The following is a 24,880-nucleotide window of genomic DNA, read 5'->3' on the forward strand; positions in this document are numbered from 1 at the left end:
GGCGTCGAACGTCTCGCGCGACAAGACCACTGCCCGGGATGTTTCTCGGACGTCCCTTCGCGCATCCCGGACCGGCGCGATGGACGCGGCGGCCAAAGATCGTCCCAGAGGATCGCTCACGTCCAAGACGCACGGCCCTTACATCGGGACGGCTCCTCGCCGACCCCAACGTGGTAAAAGAACAGGGTTAGCGTTGTCTTAAGGACGGGGCGCCAAAGGGGCTAAAGTCGTTCACGCCCGTGATCGGCTCACGGCGCGAACGCTCCCGGCCATGAGGGCGAAAAGACCGACGATCCAGGGCGCTGCGCCCTACTTCACCAGGTTACGGACGAGCCAGGCGCGGCGCGCTCCATGGCGTTCAGGACGTCGACCAGCGCGTCGGCCGCAGCGAAGGCAAGCCCGACCTGCCGGACACCATTCACCAATGCCGGGCGGCCGGTCTTGGTGTCGAACACTGTCCAAAGGTCGAGGCTCCGATCATCTGATCGGAGGTCGTAGGTGATACGGCAATCGATGAACATCTCTGTTCCATAGGAATCCCGGGTAAGGTCGAGCCCGTCGATCCTGGGAACACTAGCATCCCGCCAATTGCTGCCATCCCCCATTTGGGGGATGAGGGACCTCCCGCTAGCAGCCGGGTCCCCGATAGGACGCTGTCCATCTGCAATGCCGTCGCCGCGGGGGTGTCTGGTTCGTATCAACCGAGCCGGTGATAGGCCTTGAACCAGCGCACGAAGGCCGGGATGCCGACCTCGATCGGCGTCGTCGGGGCATAGCCGAGGTCACGGGAGATGGCGCTGAGATCGGCATAGGTCTCCCTCACGTCGCCGGGCTGCATCGGCTCGGACCGACGGATCGCCGGACGCCCGCAAGCTTCCTCCAGCACGTCGATCATGCGCAGAAGCGGCACCGACGTGTTGTTGCCGATGTTGTAGAGCCGGTGCGGCGCATGACTGCCGCCCGCCTTCTCCGCGCCGTCATCGGGCGGCGGATTGTCGAGGCAGGCGAGGATGCCGGCGACGATGTCATCGATATAGGTGAAATCCCGCCGCATCGCACCGTCGTTGAACACACGGATCGGCTCGCCCGCGAAGATGGCTTTGGCGAACAGCCACAAGGCCATGTCGGGCCGTCCCCACGGCCCGTAGACGGTGAAGAAACGCAGGCCCGTCTGGGGCAGGCGATAGAGATGGGCGTAGGTCTCGCTCATCAACTCGTCCGCTTTCTTGGTGGCGGCATAGAGCGAGACCGGATGATCGACACGGTCCTCGACCCGGAAGGGCAGGGAGGTATTGCCGCCATAGACCGAGGAGGACGAGGCATAGGCGAGATGCGCCACGCCCCGGTGACGCGCGAATTCCAGAATGTTGAGGTGACCGACCACGTTGGCCTGAATGTAGGCGCGCGGGTTCTCGATGGAGTAGCGCACCCCGGCCTGCGCGCCCAGATGGACGATCCTGTCGACCCCATGCCCGTCCAGCCCCCTGTCCAGGGCCTCGTGATCGGAGAAGTCGATGGGCAGGAAGCGGAACGCGTCGCCCCGGCGCGTCGCGATATCGGCGATCCGGTCACGCTTGAGTGCGACGGAATAATAATCATTGAGATTGTCGATTCCGATGACCGTCTCGCCACGCGCGAGCAAGTGATCGGCCACATGGTAACCGATGAAGCCCGCCGCTCCGGTCACGAGAATCGCCATTTCGGGTCGAGGCCTCATCGTGGTCCGAACCGCCTGCCGACGAGGCCGGCGGCGGTCCGGAAAGGGTCGTTCAGATTCGCTCGTAGAGTTCCTTGAGGCGGCCGCGATAGATCTCGGGGCTATACTTCGCCGCCTGAACCTTGCCCATCTCGGAGAGGCGCCCGCGCAGATCCGCATCCGAATCCACGGCGCGGATCGCGTCGGCGATGTCGCGTGCATCGTAGGGGTTGATCAGCAGCGCGGCATCGCCGGCGACCTCCGGCGTCGAGCCCTCCTTGGAGGTGATGACCGGAGTGCCGAGCAGCATGCTCTCCAACACCGGCAGGCCGAAGCCTTCGTAGAGGGAGGGGAACACCACGCCTTTGGCGCCGCGGATGAGACTGACGAGAAGGGAGAACGGCGCGTAGTCGAACCGCCGGATGCGGTCGCGCTGGTAGGTCATGTTGTCGATCTGTTCGAGATACGAGTTCGTCGTCGGATTGATGAACTTGAACTCGACATCCGATTTCCAGGCCGCGCCGCCGACGATGACGAGAGGTGCCGAGACCTGGCTGGCGAGATAGGCTTCGACGAGGCGGCCGACATTCTTCTTGGGCTCGATGGCGCCAAAGAACAGGAAATAGCCCTTATAGGGCAAGCCGAACGCGCCCTCGATCTCGCGGCGGACCACGTCTTCGGGCTTCTCGGCGAACTTCTTCGGGATTTCCACCGACTGGTAGGTGTTGGTGATCCGGTGCTCGGGGCAGCCGAGCAGGTTGATGATGTCGCGGCGCGAGGTCTCGGACACGGTGACGATGTGATCGGCATCCTTCACGATACGCCGCATCAGGCGTAGGTAGCGCCGCTTGATGTCGCCGGTGGTGAAGGGCAGACGCAGGGGCACGAGGTCGTGCAGGGTGTAGATGTTTTTGGCGCCCGGAATCCGGATCGGCAGAGGATAGGTCCAGTGCATGATGTCGGGCGTACGCAGGCCGCTGACGCGCAGGGTGCGGTTGTAGGTCTTGAAATAGGCGAGCGCGACGTCAAACAGGTTCACGCTGTTCCAGATCTGGTCGAAATACGGCATCCGCGCTTCGAATGTCTTGCTGATGACGGTGCCGGTGATCGGCACTTTCACCGCACGCCGCCCCAGGGGCGAGGTGAGCTGGTCGCGAAGATAGCGCAGGATCACCAGCCATTGCGGCGGGACGCCCACCGCCGGATCGAAGAAGGAGATCTCGCGCAGGAGTGGATCGATGCCCGGCGATGCGCGGGTCCCGTAGAGGACGTCGGTCCGGTAGCCGAGCTCGTGCAACTCGTAGCTCAGGTTGCGGGCGTAGGTGGCGACACCGGTCCCTTTCTCCAGGCCGAGATTGTACCCATCCAGCATCACACTTTTAGGCATTCCAGACTTCCTTGGATGGTTCTGCGATGGGTCGTTGGCGACTAGGATAGAAGACTCGGACCAAATGAAAGATTTGGATCAAGTGCCGTCTTCGCGTCGGCGGCCCGGGTCCATGACGGAAGCATTCCGTTCCTGCTCCCCGGGCGGTGACGTCTCCGAAAGGGACGGAGTTCAGTTCTCCCAGATCGGCGCGTGGACTCGACGATATGACGCGTTCCGCGGAGCCGGAAGCCTAGAACTTGAGCGCTTTGAGCACCTTCGGCTCCACCGGCCAGGGCGTCGCATCGAACTCGACCGCCTTCGGCAGGGGGAAGGCCTCGAACAGGGCCTGGGGCGAGTAGGCCAAGGGACGCCATGTGGCCTTGATCCAGTCGAGGGCCTTGTCCCATTCGGGCTTGGCGCGCCGCTCCAGGCAGAAGGCGTTGAGGCGGGTCACACCGGCGCCGAGATAGAAATCCCGCACCCGGTGATCGACCTTCTCCTCATCGTCGTCGAGCTTGAGTTCACGGCCCTCGCCCTGGCCATAGGTGGCGAACCAGGCGCTCGGAATACCGTAGCATTCCGCGATCACGAGGCCGTGGAGCGAGGTGGAGAGGATGTGCCGGCAGGACACGATTTCCTCGACCTTGGCGCGCAGCGACGGGGCGTCACGTTCGGTGATCGTATTGATGATCCGGATATCGCCCTTGCGCTCGCGGGGGATACCGTAGCGCATCATCACGTCGAGGACGGTGGCGGCGGGATCCTGGGAGGCGAGCTCGGTCAGGTGGACGATGACGCCGATCTCATGGGTCTTCGCCACATGGTCCATGGGCCAGAACTTGGGCAGCAGGTAGACCGGATCGCCGTAGATCTCCGGCACCGTGATGCCCTGCGCCCTCAGTACGGCGCCGGTCTTGGGGCCGCGCACGGCATGGACGTGGAACTCGGTCCCCGCCGGGCGCTGATAGGGCGCCGGGTTCGGACTGCCCGGCCTGCGCTGGGCATCGAGACCGGTGCCCCACATGTGGACCGTCCCGTTGGTGATGGCATGGCCGATGGTTCCGACCGCGACGAGACGCTCGGAATTGCTGTCGAAGGCCGCATGCCGCACGACGCGCCCGGAAATGGCGGCGACCATGACGGCGCTCAGCGCGTCACCGAAATTGGCGTAGGGAAATTTCTGCGAACTGGCCGCCCAGGCCAGGGGGACCGAACCGGGCGGCAGGGTCGATTTAATGCGCTTCAGGAGAGCGACGGAGCTCTTTTTTTTTTCTAGCTTCGCCGCAGCATCTTCGCCAGCTGGCTCGGAGACAGTCTTTTCGGCCACAGCTCTCGCAGCGGCTTTGGGAGCGCCTTTGGGAGATTCGTCAGGAAATCGGGCGGCTGCCACTTTGGCACCTCCCGGAAATTCCTTGCGGTCCAGGCGGTTCAGCTCGCTGACATCGTGACGTAGTTTCAGGTCAGTCAGCGCTTTGTGCTCCCAGATCGTCTCGCCGGGCGCGGCGGAGATCGGGCTCAGATCGACAGGGAAGGCGTTGATCAGGGCATCGCCATCAAAGCTCTTCGGCGACCAGCTCATGTCGATGGCCTTCATGATGGCGGGCCAGTCGCTCGGCTTGGGCCGCGGCTGGTTGTAGACATCGATCTTCGGCAGGCCGAGGCCGGTGTAGAGATCGACGATGCGCAGGTCGACATCCCCCTCGGGGGTGAGTTCCACCGATTGCAGCCCGTCTTTGCTCAGGCTCGGCGCGAAATACAGGCAGGGAATGCCATAGGATTCCGCGATCACCATCCCGTGGAGGCTGGTGGAAACGATACGCTCGCAGGACAGGATCTCGTCGATCTTCGACTGAAGCGCGCCGACATGCAGTTCGGTGACGGTCGTGATGAGATGGACGTCGTCGGCGAGTTCGGCCGGAATTCTGAAGCGCGCGATCTCCTTGCGCGGCACCGCCTCCATCTCGCGATTGGCGAGCTCCGACAGGTGTAGGATGACACCGAGCTTGTAGCGCTTCTTGACGGTCGGCTTGTAGAAAAGCGGCAGCAGCCAGACTGGGTCACCGTAGGGAACGGCATGCGAGAGGGTCTTGGCCGAGAGGAGCGATTCCGAGACCGGCCCACGTGTGGCGGTCACGGTAAAGTGCGAATCCGCCGAAGGAACGAACGGCTTCTTTTCGTTCGCCGGCGCCGAGGGGTTGGCCCAGTTCGAGCAGCCCGTTCCCCAGAACCAGACCTGACCATTGGCGAAGCCGTGTCCGATCGTACCGACGCAGGACAGGCGAGGCGCGAAGGACTTCATCGGCGTTCTGCGGATCGGCTTGCCCGAGAGCAGCGCGATCATCACCGGGCTCAAGGCGTCGCCGAAGTTGAGATAGTTCATGTCCAGGGTCGAACCGGCCCAGGCCAGCGGAATCTCGCCTTTTTCACGCACGTACCGGGTGATGGATGTCGCCATAGATCACGTCCTCAGCTCTTAGATTATCTAAAACAAAAACGACGATTGCATCGCCATGACATAACTCAGATCCGCGAGCATCGATACGACCGACACTCTTGTTCTCGTCTCATCGCAGCCAAGAAAAACGTTGCATAAAAATAAAATTGTCACTTGATTGACTATAAATTCGGCAATTCAACGCAACAACTGACCCTATCCTCCAATGGACATTGAGGTCATTCCGCATTCGATTGCCTGGTTCCTGAATCCATCGATCCTCTCAAGTCATTGGTGCGCCTGATTAAGGCGGATTCCGCAGGGTGTCCAGGGCGGGATTTCACGACTTCGAAAGACGGGGAGGGGGCGAACGACGTTACGGCGTGGTCTGAGAGACGCCTAACTGTGCGACGCCTGCCGGGGGGCGGCCCGGCCGGGCGGGGCAGGGTGCTTGCCGACCCGGACGGTCTTAGCCTCTTCGTCCACACGTTTTAGCGCCGCCATGATCTGCCGACCTGTATCGGTCCAAGTGGCCGGCCGATAATTTCTTTGAATCTCGCGCTCCTTCTCTCGGAGCAACTCGGGATCGGTGGCATAGGCCTTGATCTTGTCGGCCCATTCCCTCGTCATATGGGGAGGGGCATAGTCGACGAAGTGCCGACCAACCTCGGGCAGGGACGTGGTCTTCGAGACGATGCCGAACTTACCGAAGCTCAGGGCCTCGGCCACCGGTAGCCCCCAACCCTCGTAGCGAGAGGGAAACACGAACATCTGGCAATTCTTGTAGAGGGTCCGCAGGGCCAGATCATCGACCTTTGCGAGGAAGTGGAGCTTCCGCGCCAGCAATGGCGTCCGCCTGATGATTGCACGCAGCATCATGCGCTTCCTGCGCTTGCTATGCCCGACGCAGACCAGGCTCGGGGCCGCCTCCTCATTGCCCTTGAAGGCCAATGACCAAGCCTTGATGGCGACCCGGTGATTCTTCCGCGGATGCACCGACGAAACGTAGAGGATGTAGGGCCCCTTCACCTTCAACGGCCTCGGCGGAGTGTTGTCACCGATCTGCGACACACCGAAATCGAGGGTCACGATCCGCCCGCAATCGAACCCCTGATAGGCGATCAAGGCTTCCGCGGTGGCGCGGGATGGCGTGAAGATCACATCCGCCGTCTCGAGCACGAGATCGATCCAGCGCTTGAACGTCTCATGGGCTGAACGGAAGGTGAGCTTCGGCTGCTCGATCGGCAGCATGTCGTGGACCAGGATCGCCTTGCGGCAGGAGATGTTGGCGGATTTCAGCGCGCTGACGATGCCGGCATAATTCGAGCGCGACCAGCTCGCCCCGAGCATGACGAGCCACGGGGCGGACCGGGGCATGGAACTGTCGGCAGCCGCCGCCGGCTGGTTCTTGAAGATGCGGACATAACTCAGCTCCTCCACCGCCTTGGCGACGAGGGAGCGCCCCTTGACGGTATTGGTCCGGCCATAGGCCTCGATGAGCTCTAACATCGGGGCACTGATGGGCGCGAGCCGCCGTTTGAAGGGGGTGATGCCGATGGGAGTGATGACGCAGTCGAGATCGTCCGCCTGTATAGCGCTGGTGATCTCATAGACGACGCGCTGGATCCCGGTGATCGGCAACCCTCTTTTGAAGAAGGACACCAGATCCGTGTAGTCCATCAGGATGTTTGCAGACTTCATCGAACGTGCAATGCGGTTCCGACGATGGAGATAGACCGCAGCATGACATGCCCCCGTCTCTGACTGCCCCCGGAGTCAGCGATCTTTGCCATCGTCAGGAAGGCCCCGTCCGCTCGAGAACATAGAAGCTCATTGCGAGCACTACACGCCGAAAATATGACGTCCCCTGCACCGAGTGACGCTACCGCATTGCACTACCCACGCATAGCCGGTCCGGCGGAACGAAGCGCTCATGGATGGCCGAGGTTGAACAGGAATAGGTTTGAAATGAGGAGACCGCTCGGTCTCACACCCATACCTCGTTCGGCGTCACAATCGACCGAAGAGGAAATTGGCTCCCCGAGTAGGACTCGAACCTACGACAAAGCGATTAACAGTCGCTTGCTCTACCAACTGAGCTATCGGGGACCACGGCGGGGTCTCTACACACGGCTTTGGCGGGACGCAAGGCCTCTTCGCATATTTGTCGGCTTTGTTTACGGCCTCGCCTCCGTTTGGCCTCCTGTCGCGGAATCCCCGTTGCGGACGGGGCCCGGGCTCTGTAAGAGACCGGTCACCCCGGATCGACCGTCCGATCCGGAGGCGCCATTCCCTCATCGATGGGATGTGCGAGAGGCCTCGTGGCGGAGTGGTTACGCAGAGGACTGCAAATCCTTGCACCCCGGTTCGATTCCGGGCGAGGCCTCCAATTTCTTTCTCGATGGGTCACGGTGAGGCGAAGAAGGCCGGCAATGGCCGACCTTCCTCATCCCGTCGCTTCCGTCCACCCGAACGAACGCGTCACCGCCTTGCCCCAGGCGGCGTAGAGCCGGTTGCGCCGGTCCTCGTCCATTCGTGGGTGCCAGCGATGGTCGACGCCCCAATTGGCGACGAGGTCGCCCGTGCCGGCCCAGTAGCCCGTGGCGAGGCCTGCCGCGTATGCGGCGCCCAGTGCTGTGGTCTCGGTCACCTTCGGGCGCAGCACCGGCACCGCGAGGAGGTTCGCCTGGAACTGCATGAGGAGGTCGTTGCGGACCATGCCGCCATCGGCCCGTAATTCCTTGATGGCGATCCCCGAATCCGTCTCCATCGCCTCGATGACCTCCCGGGTCTGGTAGGCGGTGGCCTCCAAAGCGGCGCGGGCGATGTGGCCCTTGTTGGCGTAGCGGGTGAGGCCCGCGATGATGCCGCGCGCACTCTCGCGCCAATGCGGCGCGTAGAGCCCGGAAAAGGCCGGCACGAAATACACGTCGCCATTGTCCTCCACGGTGCGGGCGAGGGGCTCGATCTCGGCACTGTCCCGAATGAGGCCGAGATTGTCGCGCAACCATTGCACCAGGGCCCCCGTAATGGCGATGGATCCTTCCAGCGCATAGACCGGCGCCTGATCACCGAGCCGGTAGGCGAGGGTGGTGACGAGGCCGCAGGTGGAGGGTACCGGCGCCGTGCCGGTATTCATCAGCACGAAACAGCCGGTGCCGTAGGTGTTCTTGGCCTCGCCCGGAGAGAAGCAGGCCTGGCCGAACAGGGCCGCCTGCTGGTCGCCGAGGATGCCGGCGATAGGAACCCCGGGGAGGGCGCCGCGCGTCTCGCCATAGACCATGCTCGAGGAGACGATCTTCGGCAGCATCACCGGGGGGATACCGAAGGCCGAGATCATGCCGGGATCCCAATCGAGGGTATCGAGAGCCATGAGCTGGGTTCGGCTGGCATTGGTCGCGTCGGTGACGTGCAGCCCGTCCGCGGGTCCGCCCGTGAGGTTCCAGACGAGCCAGCTATCGATGGTGCCGAACAGGACATCCCCGGCCTCCGCCGCTACGCGGGCGCCGGGCACCCGGTCAAGGAGCCAGGCGAGTTTGAGGCCGGAGAAGTAGCTCGCCAAGGGTAGCCCCGTGACCGTCCGGAAGCGGTCCTTGCCGCCATCGCGCGCGAACTCGTTCACGAGCCCGTCCACCCGTGTATCCTGCCAGACCAGGGCGTTGTGAAGCGGGCGCCCGGTGGCGCGATCCCAGATCAACGTCGTCTCGCGCTGGTTGGTGATGCCGATGGAGACGAGGTCGGAAGCGACCAGCCCCGCCATCGCCAGGGCCTCGCGCATGACGATGCGGGTGTTGCGCCAGATCTCGTTCGCGTCGTGCTCCACATGGCCGGGGCAGGGATAGATCTGCTCGTGCTCACGCTGGGCCGACGCGACGATTGCGCCGCCGCGATCGAAGACGATGAAGCGCGTGCTGCTCGTGCCCTGATCGAGGGCACCGACATAACGGGTCATGGCCGTCTCCCATCCTTGGAGCGTGTCGTTCCTGTACGGCTCGCGAGGCTGGCCGCGAGTCCATCGGCTCTCAGGCTGCGCTGGCCTTGCCGGTCATATAGTCTTCGAGCCGGGCCTGTCCCTCGAGCGACAGATGCAGGCCGAGTTTCGAGCGGCGCCAGAGGATGTCCTGCGCGCTGCGTGCCCATTCGCGATCGATCAGGTAATCCACCTCCGCCGCCGTGAGTCCCTCTCCGAAATCGGTGCCGAGATCGGCGAGGCTCCGTGCCGGGCCCAGTAGCTCGTCCGTGCAGGTGCCATAGGCACGGGCCAGGCGCCGCGCCATCATCGGCGGTAGGAAGGGCCGTCGCGCCATGAGATCGCCGACGAACCTCGTGATATCGGCATCCGGCATGTCGCCGCCGGGAAGAATCCCAGTAGCGGTCCAGGCGGGCTTCAACCCCGGTCGATAGGGGGCGAGCTTACCGATCGCGTGTTCGGCGAGGCGCCGGTAGGTGGTGATCTTGCCGCCATAGACCGAGAGCACGGGCAGGCGGCCATCGCGGTCCAAGACATCGAGGACGTAGTCGCGAGTGACCGAAGAGACATTCGTGGCGGCATCGTCGAAGAGCGGGCGCACGCCCGAGAAGCTCCACACCACGTCGTTGGGGCCGACCCGAGCCCGGAACGACCGGTTGATGCAGTCGCAGAGATAGCGGGCCTCGTCCTCGGAGATTCGGACCGGGCCCGGCTCCCCCCCGTGGGGCACATCCGTGGTACCGATGAGGGTGAAGTCGCGCTCGTAGGGGATCGCGAAGACGATCCGCCCGTCCGGCTGTTGCAGGATATAGGCCTGCGCGCCATCATAGAGCCTCTTCACGACGATATGGCTACCCTTGACGAGCCTGACCGCCGCACGGCTTGCGAGGCCGAGCGTGCGCCCCAGGGTCTCACTGACCCAGGGACCAGCGGCGTTGACGACCATGCCCGCACGTACGGTCTCGCGGCGGCCGGATACGACGTCGCGGATTGTGGCGACCCAGGATGTCTCATCGCGATGGGCGGATTCGACGGCGGTGCGCGTCCGGATTTCGGCGCCGCGCTCGCGCGCATCCATGGCGTTGAGCACCACGAGGCGGCTATCCTCGACCCAGCAATCCGAATAAGCGAACCCGCGCGTCAGGCGCGGCTGCAACGGCGCGCCCAGATCCGTGCCTTGCAGGCGCAGGGAGGCCGAGCCGGGCAGGGTCTGCAGGCGGGCGAGGTGGTCGTAGAGAAACAGGCCGAGCCTCAGCATCCAGGCAGGGCGTAAGCCCTCGTCGTGTGGCAGGACGAAGCGCAGCGGCCAGATGATGTGGGGAGCGAGCCGCAATAGGCGCTCGCGCTCGGCCAGCGCCTCCCGCACCAGTCGGAACTCGTAATGTTCGAGGTAGCGAAGACCGCCATGAATGAGCTTCGTCGAGGCGGACGAAGTGAACTCGGACAGATCGCCCTTCTCGCAGAGCAGCACCCCGAGGCCGCGCCCGGCCGCGTCGCGAGCGATACCCGCGCCGTTGATTCCGCCGCCGATGACGAGGAGATCGTATTCGCGCGCGCTCAACCCGTGACCTCCCTCGCCCTGCGGCGGGAGCGCTCTTGTCCGGCGGGGCTCATTCCACGCGGACCCTGTGACGTTCCTCGAACACTGACGGTCCCCGCCCGAAACGTCGCCGGAATGAATCGGGCCTCACGCTCTCTTCGCCAACCCCGGACGAGTATGGATGTTTCGGTGAGCTGACATTTCGGCACGACTTTTCCATTGGCCGAATGGCCATACGGCTGCAGCACATCCGGCCAATCAGGAGCGGGGGCGCGCGTGCGTCGCGTCGGGAATGCGTGACATGGATGTCGGCGGGTTGCATCTCCCTCGGCAAGGCCGATCTCGGCTGGGCGGGGGAAGTCGACTACGCCGCCCGCGAGACGCCGACCGTGGAAATCCATCCTCGGTGATTTTGGCGTCATCGGGGTGGTTGACCGGACGGGAGCAGTGGCTTATGCGAACAACCTCGTTCGGAGGCGCTCACGAAGCTTCCGGCCCAGTTCGAAGAGCGGCGGTAAAAAACGCCTTGTCTTCAAAGGGTTCGTTGGGGGATAGTTTAACGGTAGAACAGTGGACTCTGACTCCTCTAGTCGAGGTTCGAATCCTCGTCCCCCAGCCATTGTCACATCTAAGCCCTTCAGATTATTGAGCTCCTCGCGCAGTCGCCCTGCGGTGTGAGCCTGTTGCTACACACCGCTGCTACACAAGGCACCCAGCCAGGTGCCGCAGGAGCGGAGTGGCGCCGATCGCGAATGTCGTCCTGCGTGGACGCACCTTTCATTTCCGCCGACGTATACCGATAGGCCTGCGAGCGACCTTGTGCCTCACCGAGATGGTGCGCAGCCTCAGGACATCGGACGCGCGGACTGCCAAGCTGCGGGCAGGCATCGAACTGATCAAGGCGTTCAAGGCCCGCTAAAGGCGAATTCGAGCCCCGCGACAAGCTTCTCAATGCGAAGCGAGCATGCCTCGCATTGTACGGCGAACAGCCCGAGCGCGGCCACGAGGGCTGTTCGGGCGAGATGTAGCCAATCCACGCCGATGCTCTTCTCAAACGGCCAGCGCAAGCTCGTCATCTCGTCGGTCGTCGGGGATCTCACGGGCTTGGAGTTGGCTGTCGCAACTCGAGCCTGCGCAACCCGAGCCTGCCCGGCAATCGCCGATGACCACCCTTCCGCAACACGGCCGCCTGGGACGCGGCCATGCAGCGAGGTTCGGCTCTTCTTGAAGGCGGAGCGGAACCGCGTTGTCCGCACGGTACCGGACGGACACCGCACAGATCCGCCTGCGCCGGGCTCAGTCGTCCGGGTGCGGCCCGAGACTGGCCGAAGCGTCCCATGGCGAAGCTTCGATGCGCGGGTGAATCTCCGAAACGAGCCGGCCATCGAGCCGGGAGCTCGGAGATCAGACCCATGCTGCCCTCAATTCTTACCAAGCGCGTCCGCCCGCCGGATGGCACCGGAATCGTCCAGCCCGTTTCGCCGTTGTTCCTGGCGCTTCTCGCGCTACTCATTTCGATCTGCTCGGCCAGTGCCCTGCCGGCACCGTCGAGCGGCAGCCTGGTTCTGCGTGTGCCGGATGCCGCCTCGCCGGTCGAGGCGCCGCGTCTCAGCACCGATTTCAGCGTCACCATCAGCGGCCCGACCGCCCGCACGGTGGTGACGCAGGCCTTCCGCAACACCACCGGGTCCTGGGTGGAAGGCACCTACCTTTACCCGCTGCCGGAAGATTCGGCGGTCGATACGATGAAGCTCGTGATCGGCGACAAGGTGATCGTCGCCGAGATCCGCGAGCGCGCGGCGGCCAAGCGCATCTACGAGGCGGCCAAGGCGGCCGGACAGAGCGCGGCCCTGACCGAGCAGGAGCGGCCGAATGTCTTCACCAACACCGTCGCCAATATCGGACCGGGCGAGACCGTGCTGGTGCAGATTGAGTACCAGCAGACGGTGGCCATGTCCGGGGGCACCCGCTCCCTGAGGCTGCCCCTGGTGGTGGCTCCTCGCTACAACCCGGCCCCGCCCGCACTGGATCTCGTCTCGGCGCGTGATGAGACGGCCTCCGACCCGGTGCCCGATCGCGATCGGATCACCGCGCCCGTCCTCGACCCCTCCCTGGCCGCCCCGGTCAATCCCGTCGGTATCACGGTGCGGCTCCAGGCCGGCTTTCCGCTCGGCATGGTGAGGAGCGCCACCCATCCTCTCCATGTCGACGAGACCGGCCCGGAATCCCGGCGCGTGACCCTGGCCGACGGCGTCGCCCCCGCCGACCGCGACTTCGAACTCACCTGGGAACCCGTGCCGAGCATGGAGCCGCGCCTCGGATTGTTCCGCGAGACGGTGGCCGGCCGCACCTACCTCCTCGCTACCGTAACCCCGCCGGACGCGAACGCGGCGCGGCGCCAGCCCCGTGACGTGGTCTTCGTCATCGACAATTCGGGCTCGATGTCCGGCGCATCGATGCGGCAGGCGAAGGCCGGGCTGCTCGCCGGCCTTGCCCGGCTCACGCCAAGCGATCGGTTCACCGTCATCCGCTTCGACCACACCATGAGCCAGCTCTTTCAGGAGCCGGTCCCGGCGAATTCCGAGAACCTGCGGGCGGCCGAGAGCTTCGTCGCCGGATTGGAAGCGAGCGGCGGCACCGAGATGCTTGCGCCCCTCCGTGCGGCCCTCGCCGACAGCCATCCGGAGGATCGGAGCCGCGTCCGCCAGATCGTCTTTCTCACGGATGGCGCCATCGGCGACGAGAACCGGATCTTCGCCGCGATCCACGACGGCCTCGGCCGGAGCCGGCTGTTCATGGTCGGGATCGGCTCGGCTCCGAACGGGCACCTGATGCGTCACGCCGCCGAGATCGGTCGGGGCAGCTACACCGCGATCCACACCGTCGACCAAGTGGCCGAGCGCACCCGCAGCCTCTATGCCAAGCTGGAGACCCCCGCCGTCACCGACCTTGCCGCGACGCTCTCGAACGGCGGTGACATCACCCCGAATCCGCTGCCCGACCTCTACCGTGGCGAGCCGGTGGTGCTCGCCGCCGACATCGCGGAGCCGACGGGCACCCTGACACTGACGGGCCGTATCGGCGAAGCGCCGTGGCAGACCAGCGTGTCCCTGGCCGACGCGGCCGAGGGGACGGGCATCTCGAAGGTCTGGGCACGCTCCAAGATCGCCGAGGCCGAAACCGCCCGCGTCACCGGGCGCGTAATGCCGAACCAGGCCGATGCCACGATCCTGCAGCTCGCCCTGGCGCATAAGCTGATGACCCGCCTGACGAGCCTCGTCGCCGTCGACGCGACCCCGCGCCGGCCGGCCGGTGCTCCCCTCGTGGCGACCGATCTGCCCCTGAACCTGCCGGCGGGCTGGGACTTCGCGAAAGTCTTCGGCGAGCGCGCCGCGCAGCCGCCGCAGGAGCGCCGCGCCGCTCTCATCCCGGCCCAGGCCATGGTTCCGGCCCAGGCGGTCCCGCTGCCCCAGACCGCGGCGGGCACCCGGGCGCAGATCCTCTTGGGTCTCGTCCTGCTGCTCGGCGGATTGCTCACCCTTCGCCGGGTGCGGAGCGTCCGATGCGCCGCATGACCGGGGGGAGGGTGCTCGCCACCCTCCTCATCCTCGCCGGCCTCGGCGTCCTGGTCGGAGCCGCCTGGATTCCCGCCAAGGCCGCGCTCGCGCAGGTGCTCCTGGAGCGTGCCTTCGCCCGAAGCCTCGCCGAGGGCCGCCCGGTGCGGCCCTGGCCATCGGCCGATACCGAGCCGGTGGCACGACTCACGGTGGCGGGACAGAGCTTCGTAGCCCTGCGCGGCGGCAGCGGACAGGCCCTGGCCTTCGGCCCCGGCCATCTCGACGGGACACCGGAGGCGGGCGAGCCGGGCACCGCCATCTTCGCGGCCCATCGCGATACGCAATTTGCGGTGCTCGCAGCGGTGAAGCCGGGCGATGTCGTCTCGGTGACCCGACGGGACGGGCGCACCATCCGTTTCCGGATCAGCGGCAGCCGGGTCGTGTCCTGGGACGCATCGGGCATCGATCCGGCCGCCCCGGGACGGAACATCGCCCTCGTGACCTGCTGGCCTCTGGATGGCCTGGTGCAGGGGCCGCTGCGCCTGGTCGTGGAGGCAGAGGCGGTGGACGGCGCGGATTGAACCGCTCCTCTTACCAAGCTGTGTCTTGCCAGCCTGTGCGGTTTCGTGCGGATCTCTGCGGAGACGAGCGACGAGCCGAGAGACCGTGCAAGAACCCGAGACCGAGCTGCCCGAGGGCCAGAGCCGCGCCATTGCCCAGGCCGTGCGCGAGGCGCTCGCCCGTCGCCGGATCTCCCGTCAAACGCTCGCCGATCTGGCTAGGATCAGCATCTCGACCCTGGAGAAGGCTCTGGCCGGCCGCCGGCCCTTCACGCTCGCCACCACCATCCGCCTGGAGGAAGCGCTCGGCCAGCGCCTGCGCAACGGCACCGAGCCCGTCAGCGCAGCACTGGAGACGCGGCACGCTCCTTCCGAACTCGGCTCCTATTCCCGGGAATCCGCCGCTTGGCTCGAAGGGCGCTATCTGACGCTGCGGCCATCCTTCGGCATGGCGGATGCGGTCTTCGCCTATCGCACCGAGATCGCGTGGGACGCGGCGAGCGCACGCCTTGCCTTCCGCGAGGCTGAGCGAAGCGATGCACCTTTTGCCCAGACCGGCAGCGTCGCGGTGCCGAACCAGTCGGGCATGATCTATCTCGTGACCAATTGGCAGGGGCAATGTCGCCTTGCCGTGCTCTGCCGGCCGACCATTCATGGCGAGATGTTCGGGCTGCTCACGACGCTGCATGCGGGACGCGGCACCCAGTTGACCCCAGCCGCGGCCCCGCTCGCCCTCATCCCCGAAGCTTCGGCCGGCCCGGAACTCAGCTACGGACGCGTGACGTCCGGCATGCCGGCCTATGCCGATTACCGCCGCCAACTCGGACGGGTGTTCGAGGAGGGCTACGGGGTATTGTTTGGCTGAGCCGACTCAAATCGGACGATGTCAAGTCCAGCTACACCAGAAGCAAATGGAAATGGTGATCCCCGACCAACGCCATCGCTATCGCTGGTTCTACTTGTCCTCGAAAGGGGACATCATTTCGACAGCACCCGACCGATCTTCCACCGGAATGGCGGTTCGGTACCATTGACGGCGTAATCTCTGACGATGCGGTCCTTGAAGAGCCGGGGGTTGTGCGACGAGACCGTGCGGGCATTGCGCCAATGCCGGTCTAGAGCCGTGCCCTGGCGGTTTGAATCGTTTGGGGTAGGCTATCTGGCTGGCGTGTGAGTCACTGGACGGGCTTATGAGGGGAGATTGCCATGCCTTCAGCCCTGTCGGTCGATCTGCGCGAGCGTGTGGTCGCCGCGATTGAAGCGGGTACATCGCGGCGTCAGGCTGCCAAACGCTTCGGGGTCGGGGCAGCCAGCGCGATCCGTTGGCACGAGCGCTTTCGGCAGGACGGGCGGATCGCGCCCAGGCCCATGGGCGGCGACCGCAACTCGCAGCGCCTGGAAGCGCAGGCGACCCTGATCCTTCGGATCTACGAAGAGCACCCGCTCTCGTTCCTGCGGGAACTGCGCGACAGGCTCTCGGAACGAGGCGTCCGGGCAAGCACGAGCAGCCTGTCACGCTTCTTCGCCCCGCATGGCATCACCCGTAAAAAGGGGCTGTCCACGCGGCCGAGCAGGAGCGGCTGGATGTGAAGGCCGCACGCGAGGACTGGTTCGAGCGTCAACCCGATCTCGATCCGGATCGCCTGGTCTTCCTCGACGAGACGGCCGCCACGACCAAGATGGCCCGCCGCTACAGTCGCGCGCCACGCGGCCAGCGCTGCCGGATCGCCGTGCCTCACGGTCATGTGTGGACGCCCCTTCGGGTGCAAGCAAAATCTCTGGACGGGTGCGGTGCGTGATCGGGTGCTGCCATGTGTCCGGCCTCTGATGCGGCGGGTTACATGCCGCGGGCCCGTATGGGAGTGCGAGAGTCGGGACCACATCACTACAGCGCGCTCGAAGCGCTCCCCGTGCGCCTGGTTCTCCCAACTCCGTCTCACCGACGTTGCGCCATACCTGTCCGTCGACCTCCTCACGCCCTCCGACAGCCTCGCGTCCGCCCCGCCTACGCGGTGACGGCCGGAGCTCGGTAGATCCCACCCTTCGTCAGAAGGGCCCACGCGATGCGCGCGTTCTTGTTCGCCACAGCTACGATGACCAGCATCGGCGGCTTGCGAGCGAGCATTTGGCCGAGCCATGAGTCGGCCGGCACGCCCTTGCGCTTGGCCCAGCGTACCACCGCGCTGGCCGCGATGATGAGCAGGCGTCTCAGCGTCCGCTCGCCCATGCGCGAGGTGCGACCCAGGCGCTCTTTGCCGCCGGTCGAGCGCTGCACCGGTGTCAGCCCGACCCAGGCGGCGAAGTCGCGGCCCGAACGAAACGTCTCAACGGGCGGGGCCAGGGCCTCGATGGCAGTGGCGATCAGCGGGCCGATGCCCGGCACGCTCATCAGCCGCCGTGCCGTATCGTCGGCCTTCGCGCGCGTGGCGATCTCAGCATCCAGGGTTGCGGTCTGCTCCTGCAGATGGCGGAGCGCACAGACGAGAACGGCGAGGCTGGCGCGGGCGGCTGGAGGAATGTCCGAAGCGGGATCCTCGATCTGCGCGATCAACCGCTCGATATGGGCGGGCCCCTGCGCCGCGATCAGGCCGTACTCGGCAAGATGGCCGCGGATCGCGTTGATGAGCTGGGTGCGCTGGCCGACCAGCACGTCGCGGGTCCGGAAGATCACCGCGGAGGCCTGCTTGGCTTCGCTCTTCACGGCAACGAAGCGCATGGTCGGACGCTGCGCGGCCTCGCAGATCGCCTCGGCATCGGCCGCGTCGTTCTTCTGCCGCTTGACGAAGGGCTTCACGTAGGCAGGCGCGATCAGCTTGACCGTGTGACCGAGCTTGCCGATCTCGCGGCCCCAGTGATGCGCACCGGGGCAGGCCTCCATCGCCACGAGGCAGGGCGGTTGAGCAGCAAAGAAGGCCAGCACCTGCTCCCGCCGCAGCTTCTTGCGGAAGATCGGCGCACCGGCAGCGTTCGCGCCGTGCGCCTGGAAGACGTTCTTGGCCAGATCCAGGCCGATGATGCTAACCTCTGTCACGGACGCCTCCCTCGGGTGGTTCACAACACCACCAATCTGGCACGTCGATGCCGTCGGGGGGCGTCCACCCCATCACTACAAGACCACCACCATCACCGCTGCCCTGCGGGCCACGGGACTGATCGTCAGAACCGTCTTCGATGGAGCCACGAATGGTATGCGGTTCCAGGCCCACGTCACCGACACCCTGGCTCCAGTGCTCGAACCCGGCGATACCGTCATCCTCGACAACCTGAACGCCCATAAGGTCGCCGGGGTGCGGGAGGCCGTCGAGGCGGTCGGCGCACGGGTTCTCTACCTCCCGCCCTACAGTCCAGAACCGAAGGACCGCGAAGCGACTTCAACCCCATCGAGCAGGCCTTCGCTAAAGTGAAAGCCCTCCTCCGGACCGCCGCAGCGCGAACCGCCGACGACCTGACCATTGCCATTCGAGAGGCTTTCTCTGCCTTCCGACAAGACGAATGCCGCAACTATCTCACCGCCACTGGATACGATCCCTATGATCCAAAAGCCCTACGAGGGTTTCCTCATCAACGGCGCGCTCATCCGCAACGGATCGCGGCGCTCCGACTTCCTCATCGAGACCCACTGCAAGTTCCTGCGCGAATCCGAGGTCATCAAGGAGAGCGAGGCCGACACGCCCGCGAAGATGCTCTGCGTCACCTTGCAGATCCTCTACCTCGCCGACGATCCGACCGAGGCCGAGGATCTCTTCGCCCGACAGGCCACCGAGATCATGCGGACGAGCCCGTCGCTCGCCCCCCACCTGCTCGCGATCCACGATGCGATCGCGGACCGCCGCCACCACGGAGCGATCAAGCTGGGCCGCGCCCTCGTGGTCGCCGAGCGGAGCCTTTCCGAGGCCGCGTGATCGATAAGGGTGCCGCGTGGCAGGCTCCCTCCCGCCGGCCGTCACGGCGCAACCTCGCGCTTATAGCGCGGCAGCCCGATGCAGGAATTCCCGGAACGGAGCATCGACCCGACCGGGCTCCGCGACGTGTGGCGATACCCGGCGAGGCTACTTCATGGAGCCTCGTTAAATTGGCCTATGAGCGAGGTTGGCGCTGTCCTCCACCGAAGCGCCGGCGCGGCGTAGGCCCGCACCGGGCCAGAGCCCTGCTGATATCGCCCCTTCGCTGATCCCCACCCATCGATGGGACGAGAGAGCCGGATCGCCGATTGGGAGCCATCTCCCGCCCCGCCACCATCCGCCCCATGCCCGTTTTGACCGATTCGAGCGCTCTGGCACGCGCCGTGCTTTGTGGTTTTTGACCACTTTGACGGATGCGTGGCTTTGGGAGTTTCGGGATGGCCGACGGGGTGGATCGCAGGCGTTTTCTGCAAGGCAGTGCGGCACTGGCCGGTGTCAGCCAGATCAATCCGGACTTCCTGATCTCCTCCGCTTTCGCGCAAGGGGGAAAGCCGCTGGTGTTCCTGTCCGCCGAGAACATCACCGGCAACTGGGATCCGACCGCTCACACCACGCTCTCGCAGAAGAACATCGAGGGATTCGTGATGGGCTTCCTCACCCGCACGCCGATGACGCTCGATGACCCGAGTAAGGTGGTCTACGAGCTCGCCACCGATATCCAGCTGATCGAGCCCACCCGCCTGCAGATCAAGCTGCGCAAGGGCATCCACTTCCATGACGGCAAGCCGTTCAAGGCCGAGGACGTCAAGGCTACCTTGGAATACGGCTCGGGCAAGGACCGGCCGGCGCAATGGTATCCCGGCCCGACCGACACGCTGACCATCACGACGCCCGACGACGAGACCGTCATCGTCGACACGTCGAAGGGCGGCTATCCCGCCCATCTCTTCATCTTCCTGGCCTCGTTCCTGCCGATCATGTCGGCCAAGGACATCGCGGAAGGGCCGGGCGGCGCCCTGACCCGCCGGCTCAACGGCACGGGTCCGTTCCGCTTCGTCGAACAGCGCGGCAACAGCACCGTCCTTGCCGCCTTCGACGGCTACTTCAAGGGCAAGCCGGCGATCCCGGGCATCGACTTCACCTTCACCGGCGACTCGACCACCCGGATGCTCTCGCTGATGAACGGGCAGGCCTCGATCGTCGAACGGCTCGAGCCCGAGCAGGTCGAGACCGTGAAGGCCAACCCGAAGATCGCGATCAATCAGGTCGTCTCCGTCGAGAACAAGTATCTCTGGTTCCGCTGCTCCAAACCGCCCTTCAACGACGTGCGCGTCCGGATGGCGGCCTGCCACTCCATCGACCGGGCGATGATCGTCGAGCTTCTGGGTGCGGCCGGCCACGCATCCGCGAACTACGTCTCGCCCGTGAAATTCGGCTACGTCGATCTCGAGAACTATCCGGCCTACGACCCCGCCAAGGCGCAGGCGCTGCTGGCCGAGGCCGGCTTCTCGAAGGGGAAGGGGCTGCCGCCGCTCGAATACATCACGTCGGTGGGTTTCTACCCGAAGACCAAGGAATACGGCGAGGTCATCACCGCGATGCTCAACGAGCAGGGGTTCCCGGTGAGCCTCACCGTCCTGGAACCGGCGGCATGGAACGAGCGACTCTACCATCGCCCCGGCGGCGGCCCGGGCCACATGGTCGATTGCGGCTGGTCCACGGGCTCGCCGGAGCCGGATCTGGTGCTGCGCACCCATTTCCACTCGTCCTCGCACCGGATCACCGGCATCGAGGACGCCGCGATCGACGCGAGCCTCGACAAGGAGCGGGCCGCGCCCACGCTGGAAGCACGCAAGGCGATCCTTCAGGACGAGACCATGCCGCTCCTCGCGGCGAAAGTGCCGGCTTTGTCGCTGTTCACCTCCGTGATGATCCACGCGATGCAGAAGGAGCTGCAGGGTCTCTATATCTATCCCGACGGCTCCATCGACGCCTCCAAGACGGTCTGAGCAACCAGCCCGATCCCATGCGCGTCGGGCGCGCGACACGGTCCGCTCCGGCGGGAGCCGTGTCGCGCCCTGCCGAACCCGTCACCGGACCCGCACCCGATGTTCGTTCTCAGTTTCCTCGCCCGGCGCCTCGCGCAGGGTGCGGTCATCATCTTCCTGGTCTCGCTGCTGATCTTCACGCTGCTTCGGGTCGTGCCGGGCGATCCCGTGCGGCTCATGGCCGGCGGCATGGCGCCCGAAGCCCTGATTGAGCAGATCGCCACCCAGATGGGTCTGCGCGATCCCATCCCGGTCCAGTTCGGACGCTACATGGTGCGCGTCGTCCAGGGCGATCTCGGCCAGAGCTTTGTGCGGCCGGCCAACGGCGCGTCGACCGGCGGCGCGACCTTCAACGACACCACCCGCGGCGAGCGTGCGAAGGTCCTGGACCTCATTCTCGATGCCCTGCCGATGACCCTGCAACTGGCGGCATTGGCCCTGCTCTTCGCTCTCGTTTTCTCCAGCCTGCTCGGGATCGCGGCGGGCCTGCGCCCGGGCGGCACCGCCGATAAGCTGGCTTTCACCGTCTCGTCGGTCTTCGTCTCACTGCCGAATTTCTGGCTCGGTATCGTCCTGGCGCTGTTGTTGTCGGTGAAGCTCGGCTGGCTGCCGGCGATCGGCTATGGCGGCTTCTCCTACACCGTGCTGCCGGCCCTGGTGCTCGCGGTGGAACTGTCGCCGGTGCTGATCCGGACTTTGTCGGGGGCCGTCGCCGCGCAGATGAGCGAATCCTACGTCGCCGTCGGCCATGTCCGCGGATTGTCGCCGAGCCGGATCGTCGCCGCCCATGCCCTGCGCAACGCCTCCGTCCCGCTGCTCAACCTGCTCGGGGTGCAGTTCTCCAGCCTGCTCGGCGGCGTGATCATCGTCGAATACATCTTCGATTATCCCGGTCTGGGGCTGCTCACCATCAATGCGGTGCTGCAGCGCGACTTCCCGCTGATCCAGGGCATCGCGATCGTCACCAGCGCGATCTTCGTCCTCATCAACATCCTCGTCGATCTCGCCGCCACCTCCATCGATCCGAGGCTCGAATACTGATGAGCGCCCTCGACGCCACCCTGGTCGCCCAGCCATTGCGGGTCGACGTCGCCGCCTCCCGCTCGATCGGCCGGCGCATCCTCTCGCATGCCGGCCGCTCCACCGAGTTCCGCATCGGCTTCGCGCTGTTCACCCTCCTCGCCCTCGCCGCTGCCTTCTACCCCGAGCTCAGCGGCATCGATCCCTTGAAGATGAACGTGCGCGCGCGCCTGCTGCCGCCGCTGTTCGTCGGTGAGACCTGGAGCTGGGCCCACCCGCTCGGCACCGACCAGATCGGCCGCGACATGCTGGTGCGCAGCCTCGTCGGCCTGCGCTACTCCTTCCTGATCGGCGTTGCCTCGGTCGCCGTCACTCTGCTGATCGGTTGTACCCTCGGCACGATCGCGGGTTATTTCGGCGGTCGCACGGATACGGTGGTGATGCGCATCACCGACGCGCAACTCTCGATCCCGATGATCATCCTGGCCATCGCGGTGCTCGGTGTCTCGCGTCCGACGATCCCGGCAATCATCCTGGTACTCGGCCTGTCGAACTGGCCGGTCTATGCCCGGGTGATGCGCTCGATGGTCATGGCCGAGCGGGGCCGCGAATACGTGCGGGCCGCGCAGGTCTCCGGGGCGACGCACCCGCGCATCATCCTCACCCTGCTGGTGCCCCTACTGGTGCCGCCGCTGCTCTTCACCTCGGTGCTCGACGTCGCCCGGATGATGATCTTCGAGTCGACGCTCGGATTCCTCGGTCTCGGCGTGCAACCGCCGACACCGACCTTCGGCAACATCATCGCCGATGGCCGCAAGTACCTCCTCAATGCCTGGTGGATCGCCACCATGCCGGGAGTCTTCCTGTGCCTGACGCTGACCAGCATCAACCTGATCGGCGCCGCCTTCGAGCGCGCGCGCAACACGATTCACGGAGGCGCCTGATGGGACCCGTCCTCTCCGTCCGCGATCTGCGGATCGACCTGAGCCTTTCGGGTCGCGAGCGCCGTATCCTCGACGGCATCTCGTTCGACGTCGCGCCGCGTGAGATCGTCGGCGTGGTCGGCGCTTCCGGCGCCGGCAAGACGGTGCTGTCCCGGGCGGTGGTCAACTGGATCGCCCCGCCCCTGGTCATCGGCGGCGAGGTTCGGTTCCGCGACCGCAACCTTCTCACGCTGCCCCCGCGCGAGATGCGGCGGCTACGCCGCGACATCGCCTATGTCGGCGCCAATCCCATGGGTGCCCTCGATCCGACCCTCCCGGTCGGGCGCCAGATCGTGGAGAAGATCCGGGCGGTGGCGCCGGAGGTGAATGCGGCCGAAGCACAGGACCGCGTGATCGCGATGCTCGACGCGGTGCGCATTCCCTCGGCGAGCGCGCGCTTTCACGATTACCCGTCGCAATTCTCCGGCGGGATGATGCAGCGGGCCCTGATCGTCGACGCCATGATCTCGAACCCGGCGCTTCTGATCGCCGACAACGTAACCCAGCCCCTCGACGTCACCGTCGCCGCCCAGGTGATCCGCCTGATGCGCGAGCTGACCGAGGGGTTCGACACCGCGATCCTGTTCGTCTCGTCCTCGCTTCCCGTCGCCCGCGAGGCGGCGAGCCGCATCCTCGTCATCGATGAGGGCAGGCTGGTGGAGGAGCAGCCGACCGAAGCGCTGATCGCCGCGCCCCGCCATCCCTATACCCGCGAACTCGTGGCGCAGATCCCCGCGATCTGGAGCGCGCGGCCGACGATGCCGGCCGTCCCGCGGAAGGCCGCAATGCCGGGCTCCGCCATCGTCAGCCTTCGGGACGTGTCGCAGACCTACCGGGTGAAGAAGCGCGGCAGCTTTGCCGGGACGAGCGCGCTGCGCGCGGTTCGCCATGTCACCTTCGACATCCACAAGGGCGACAGCTTCGCGGTGGTCGGCGAATCCGGCTGCGGCAAGTCCACCCTGATGCGCCTGCTCAGCCGCCTGGAACGGCCCAGCAGCGGCGAGGTCCTGTGTGAGGGGAGGGACATTGCAGGGCTTTCCGGGTCCGAGCTTCTCGCCTTCCGGCGCAAGCTTCAGCTCGTGCTCCAGGATCCGTTCGACTCGCTGCCTCCGCGCACGGGCATCGGTGCGATGCTCGAAGCGCCCCTGCGCACTCATGGCTGGCGCGACGCCCGGCGTATCCGCGACAAGGTACGGGACGTCATGAACGATGTGGGGTTGCCCGTCTCGCTCTACGACCAGCTTCCCCTCGGGCTTTCCGCCGGGCAGCGCCAGCGCATCAACGTCGCCCGCGCCATGGTGCTCGACCCGGAGATCCTGCTCATGGACGAGACCCTCTCGGCCCTCGACCAGACGGAACAGTTCAAATTGCTGGCCTTGTTCGACACGCTCCAGCGCGCGCACGGCCTCACCTACATCTACATCAGCCACGATCTCGCCATGGTGCGCAAAGCCTGCAACCGTATCGCCGTGATGTATCTCGGCGAGGTCGTGGAACTCGCCGATAACGAGCGCCTCTTCTTCGATCCCGGCCATCCCTATACGCGGACCCTGCTGTCGGCGATGCCGACCCTGGAGGAGCGACGCTACCGGCCGGAGGATTGTCTCCTCGAGGGCGAGCCCCCGAGCCCGATCGACCTGCCGACCGGCTGCTCGTTCCGGTCACGCTGCCCGCAGGCATTCGAGACCTGCGTGACCCTGAGCCCGCACCTCGGCGTGCGCGGATCGCGCGATCTCGCCGCCTGCCATCTCGAGACGGATCCCGCCCCGAACCGTGTCGCCGGACTCGTCTGATGCACGGC

General features: G+C 65.6%; 17 protein-coding genes, 3 tRNA genes and 3 pseudogenes. 13 read left to right on the forward strand and 10 right to left on the reverse strand.

What is annotated here, in order from left to right; all coding sequences use genetic code 11:
* Positions 1 to 314: 314 nt before the first annotated feature.
* From ACYQR9_RS15585 to ACYQR9_RS15610, 6 genes are all read right to left on the reverse strand, one after another.
* Positions 315 to 521: a hypothetical protein gene (locus ACYQR9_RS15585; RefSeq protein WP_056433887.1), complete on the reverse strand. Its 207-nt coding sequence runs from the start codon at positions 519 to 521 to the stop codon at positions 315 to 317.
* Positions 522 to 697: 176 nt separating this feature from the next.
* On the reverse strand, positions 698 to 1,699 hold the full coding sequence (locus tag ACYQR9_RS15590) for an NAD-dependent epimerase/dehydratase family protein (RefSeq protein WP_461227172.1): 1,002 nt from the start codon (positions 1,697 to 1,699) through the stop codon (positions 698 to 700).
* 70 nt (positions 1,700 to 1,769) lie between these two features.
* Positions 1,770 to 3,083, reverse strand: a complete 1,314-nt coding sequence (locus tag ACYQR9_RS15595; RefSeq protein WP_461227174.1) for a glycosyltransferase — start codon at positions 3,081 to 3,083, stop codon at positions 1,770 to 1,772.
* Between the two features lie 232 nt (positions 3,084 to 3,315).
* Positions 3,316 to 5,520, reverse strand: a complete 2,205-nt coding sequence (locus tag ACYQR9_RS15600; RefSeq protein WP_461227176.1) for a polysaccharide pyruvyl transferase family protein — start codon at positions 5,518 to 5,520, stop codon at positions 3,316 to 3,318.
* 378 nt (positions 5,521 to 5,898) lie between these two features.
* Positions 5,899 to 7,200, reverse strand: coding sequence for a glycosyltransferase family 4 protein (locus tag ACYQR9_RS15605; protein ID WP_461227178.1), 1,302 nt, complete (start codon positions 7,198 to 7,200; stop codon positions 5,899 to 5,901).
* A gap of 332 nt (positions 7,201 to 7,532) precedes the next feature.
* Positions 7,533 to 7,608, reverse strand: a tRNA-Asn gene (locus ACYQR9_RS15610).
* A gap of 206 nt (positions 7,609 to 7,814) precedes the next feature.
* Between ACYQR9_RS15610 and ACYQR9_RS15615 the strand changes: the two genes are divergently transcribed.
* A tRNA-Cys gene (locus ACYQR9_RS15615) sits at positions 7,815 to 7,888 on the forward strand.
* Positions 7,889 to 7,945: 57 nt separating this feature from the next.
* On the opposite strand, the gene glpK is transcribed toward ACYQR9_RS15615, so the two are convergent.
* Positions 7,946 to 9,451, reverse strand: coding sequence for a glycerol kinase GlpK (gene glpK, locus ACYQR9_RS15620; protein WP_461227180.1), 1,506 nt, complete (start codon positions 9,449 to 9,451; stop codon positions 7,946 to 7,948).
* A gap of 70 nt (positions 9,452 to 9,521) precedes the next feature.
* On the reverse strand, positions 9,522 to 11,030 hold the full coding sequence (gene glpD / locus ACYQR9_RS15625) for a glycerol-3-phosphate dehydrogenase (RefSeq protein ID WP_461227182.1): 1,509 nt from the start codon (positions 11,028 to 11,030) through the stop codon (positions 9,522 to 9,524).
* A gap of 524 nt (positions 11,031 to 11,554) precedes the next feature.
* Here glpD and ACYQR9_RS15630 point away from each other — a divergent pair.
* The 5 genes from ACYQR9_RS15630 to ACYQR9_RS15650 all read left to right on the forward strand — a co-directional run bounded on the left by ACYQR9_RS15630 (position 11,555) and on the right by ACYQR9_RS15650 (position 15,991).
* Positions 11,555 to 11,628 (forward strand) — tRNA-Gln (locus ACYQR9_RS15630).
* Between the two features lie 117 nt (positions 11,629 to 11,745).
* Complete coding sequence (locus ACYQR9_RS15635) at positions 11,746 to 11,928, forward strand: DUF6538 domain-containing protein (protein ID WP_461227184.1); 183 nt, start codon at positions 11,746 to 11,748, stop codon at positions 11,926 to 11,928.
* 493 nt (positions 11,929 to 12,421) lie between these two features.
* Positions 12,422 to 14,584, forward strand: coding sequence for a marine proteobacterial sortase target protein (locus ACYQR9_RS15640; RefSeq protein WP_461227186.1), 2,163 nt, complete (start codon positions 12,422 to 12,424; stop codon positions 14,582 to 14,584).
* The gene (locus ACYQR9_RS15645) at positions 14,572 to 15,147 is read left to right on the forward strand and encodes a class GN sortase (RefSeq protein ID WP_207412479.1); all 576 of its coding nucleotides are present in this window, start codon (positions 14,572 to 14,574) and stop codon (positions 15,145 to 15,147) included. The genes ACYQR9_RS15640 and ACYQR9_RS15645 overlap by 13 nt, the downstream gene beginning before the upstream one ends.
* Positions 15,148 to 15,232: 85 nt before the next feature.
* Positions 15,233 to 15,991 carry a helix-turn-helix domain-containing protein gene (locus tag ACYQR9_RS15650; RefSeq protein WP_461227188.1) on the forward strand — a complete coding sequence of 253 codons (759 nt, stop codon included), beginning with the start codon at positions 15,233 to 15,235 and terminating at the stop codon, positions 15,989 to 15,991.
* Between the two features lie 113 nt (positions 15,992 to 16,104).
* On the opposite strand, the pseudogene ACYQR9_RS15655 reads toward ACYQR9_RS15650, so the two are convergent.
* Positions 16,105 to 16,260: pseudogene (locus ACYQR9_RS15655) on the reverse strand (monooxygenase); the annotation flags it as partial.
* Positions 16,261 to 16,332: 72 nt separating this feature from the next.
* Between ACYQR9_RS15655 and ACYQR9_RS15660 the strand changes: the two are divergent.
* Positions 16,333 to 16,880 (forward strand): annotated as a pseudogene (locus tag ACYQR9_RS15660) (IS630 family transposase); the annotation flags it as partial.
* A gap of 251 nt (positions 16,881 to 17,131) precedes the next feature.
* Here the strand turns inward: ACYQR9_RS15660 and ACYQR9_RS15665 are convergent.
* A complete protein-coding gene (locus tag ACYQR9_RS15665; protein WP_461227190.1) occupies positions 17,132 to 18,157 on the reverse strand; it encodes an IS110 family RNA-guided transposase in 1,026 nt (341 codons plus the stop codon).
* Between the two features lie 64 nt (positions 18,158 to 18,221).
* On the opposite strand from ACYQR9_RS15665, the pseudogene ACYQR9_RS15670 reads away from it, so the two are divergent.
* The 6 genes and pseudogenes from ACYQR9_RS15670 to ACYQR9_RS15695 all read left to right on the forward strand — a co-directional run.
* A pseudogene (locus ACYQR9_RS15670) lies at positions 18,222 to 18,652 on the forward strand (transposase); the annotation flags it as partial.
* 4 nt (positions 18,653 to 18,656) lie between these two features.
* Complete coding sequence (locus ACYQR9_RS15675; RefSeq protein WP_461227192.1) at positions 18,657 to 19,028, forward strand: flagellar biosynthesis repressor FlbT; 372 nt, start codon at positions 18,657 to 18,659, stop codon at positions 19,026 to 19,028.
* A 437-nt stretch (positions 19,029 to 19,465) separates the two neighbouring features.
* Complete coding sequence (locus ACYQR9_RS15680; RefSeq protein ID WP_461227194.1) at positions 19,466 to 21,037, forward strand: ABC transporter substrate-binding protein; 1,572 nt, start codon at positions 19,466 to 19,468, stop codon at positions 21,035 to 21,037.
* A 99-nt stretch (positions 21,038 to 21,136) separates the two neighbouring features.
* Complete coding sequence (locus tag ACYQR9_RS15685; RefSeq protein ID WP_461227196.1) at positions 21,137 to 22,117, forward strand: ABC transporter permease; 981 nt, start codon at positions 21,137 to 21,139, stop codon at positions 22,115 to 22,117.
* A complete protein-coding gene (locus ACYQR9_RS15690) occupies positions 22,117 to 23,040 on the forward strand; it encodes an ABC transporter permease (RefSeq protein WP_461227198.1) in 924 nt (307 codons plus the stop codon). Before ACYQR9_RS15685 ends, ACYQR9_RS15690 begins: the two co-directional genes overlap by 1 nt.
* The gene (locus ACYQR9_RS15695) at positions 23,040 to 24,872 is read left to right on the forward strand and encodes an ABC transporter ATP-binding protein (RefSeq protein WP_461227200.1); all 1,833 of its coding nucleotides are present in this window, start codon (positions 23,040 to 23,042) and stop codon (positions 24,870 to 24,872) included. The genes ACYQR9_RS15690 and ACYQR9_RS15695 overlap by 1 nt, the downstream gene beginning before the upstream one ends.
* Positions 24,873 to 24,880: the final 8 nt, after the last annotated feature.

The sequence above is a fragment of the Methylobacterium sp. CM6241 genome (assembly GCF_054817845.1).

Coding starts and splice junctions, on each gene's coding strand:
- ACYQR9_RS15680 (WP_461227194.1), top strand. CDS start 19,466: ATGGCCGACGGGGTGGATCGCAGGCGTTTTCTGCAAGGCAGTGCGGCA.
- ACYQR9_RS15685 (WP_461227196.1), top strand. CDS start 21,137: ATGTTCGTTCTCAGTTTCCTCGCCCGGCGCCTCGCGCAGGGTGCGGTC.
- ACYQR9_RS15590 (WP_461227172.1), bottom strand. CDS start 1,699: ATGGCGATTCTCGTGACCGGAGCGGCGGGCTTCATCGGTTACCATGTG.
- ACYQR9_RS15675 (WP_461227192.1), top strand. CDS start 18,657: ATGATCCAAAAGCCCTACGAGGGTTTCCTCATCAACGGCGCGCTCATC.
- ACYQR9_RS15600 (WP_461227176.1), bottom strand. CDS start 5,520: ATGGCGACATCCATCACCCGGTACGTGCGTGAAAAAGGCGAGATTCCG.
- ACYQR9_RS15690 (WP_461227198.1), top strand. CDS start 22,117: ATGAGCGCCCTCGACGCCACCCTGGTCGCCCAGCCATTGCGGGTCGAC.
- ACYQR9_RS15645 (WP_207412479.1), top strand. CDS start 14,572: ATGCGCCGCATGACCGGGGGGAGGGTGCTCGCCACCCTCCTCATCCTC.
- ACYQR9_RS15585 (WP_056433887.1), bottom strand. CDS start 521: ATGTTCATCGATTGCCGTATCACCTACGACCTCCGATCAGATGATCGG.
- ACYQR9_RS15640 (WP_461227186.1), top strand. CDS start 12,422: ATGCTGCCCTCAATTCTTACCAAGCGCGTCCGCCCGCCGGATGGCACC.
- ACYQR9_RS15605 (WP_461227178.1), bottom strand. CDS start 7,200: ATGAAGTCTGCAAACATCCTGATGGACTACACGGATCTGGTGTCCTTC.
- glpK (WP_461227180.1), bottom strand. CDS start 9,451: ATGACCCGTTATGTCGGTGCCCTCGATCAGGGCACGAGCAGCACGCGC.
- ACYQR9_RS15695 (WP_461227200.1), top strand. CDS start 23,040: ATGGGACCCGTCCTCTCCGTCCGCGATCTGCGGATCGACCTGAGCCTT.
- ACYQR9_RS15595 (WP_461227174.1), bottom strand. CDS start 3,083: ATGCCTAAAAGTGTGATGCTGGATGGGTACAATCTCGGCCTGGAGAAA.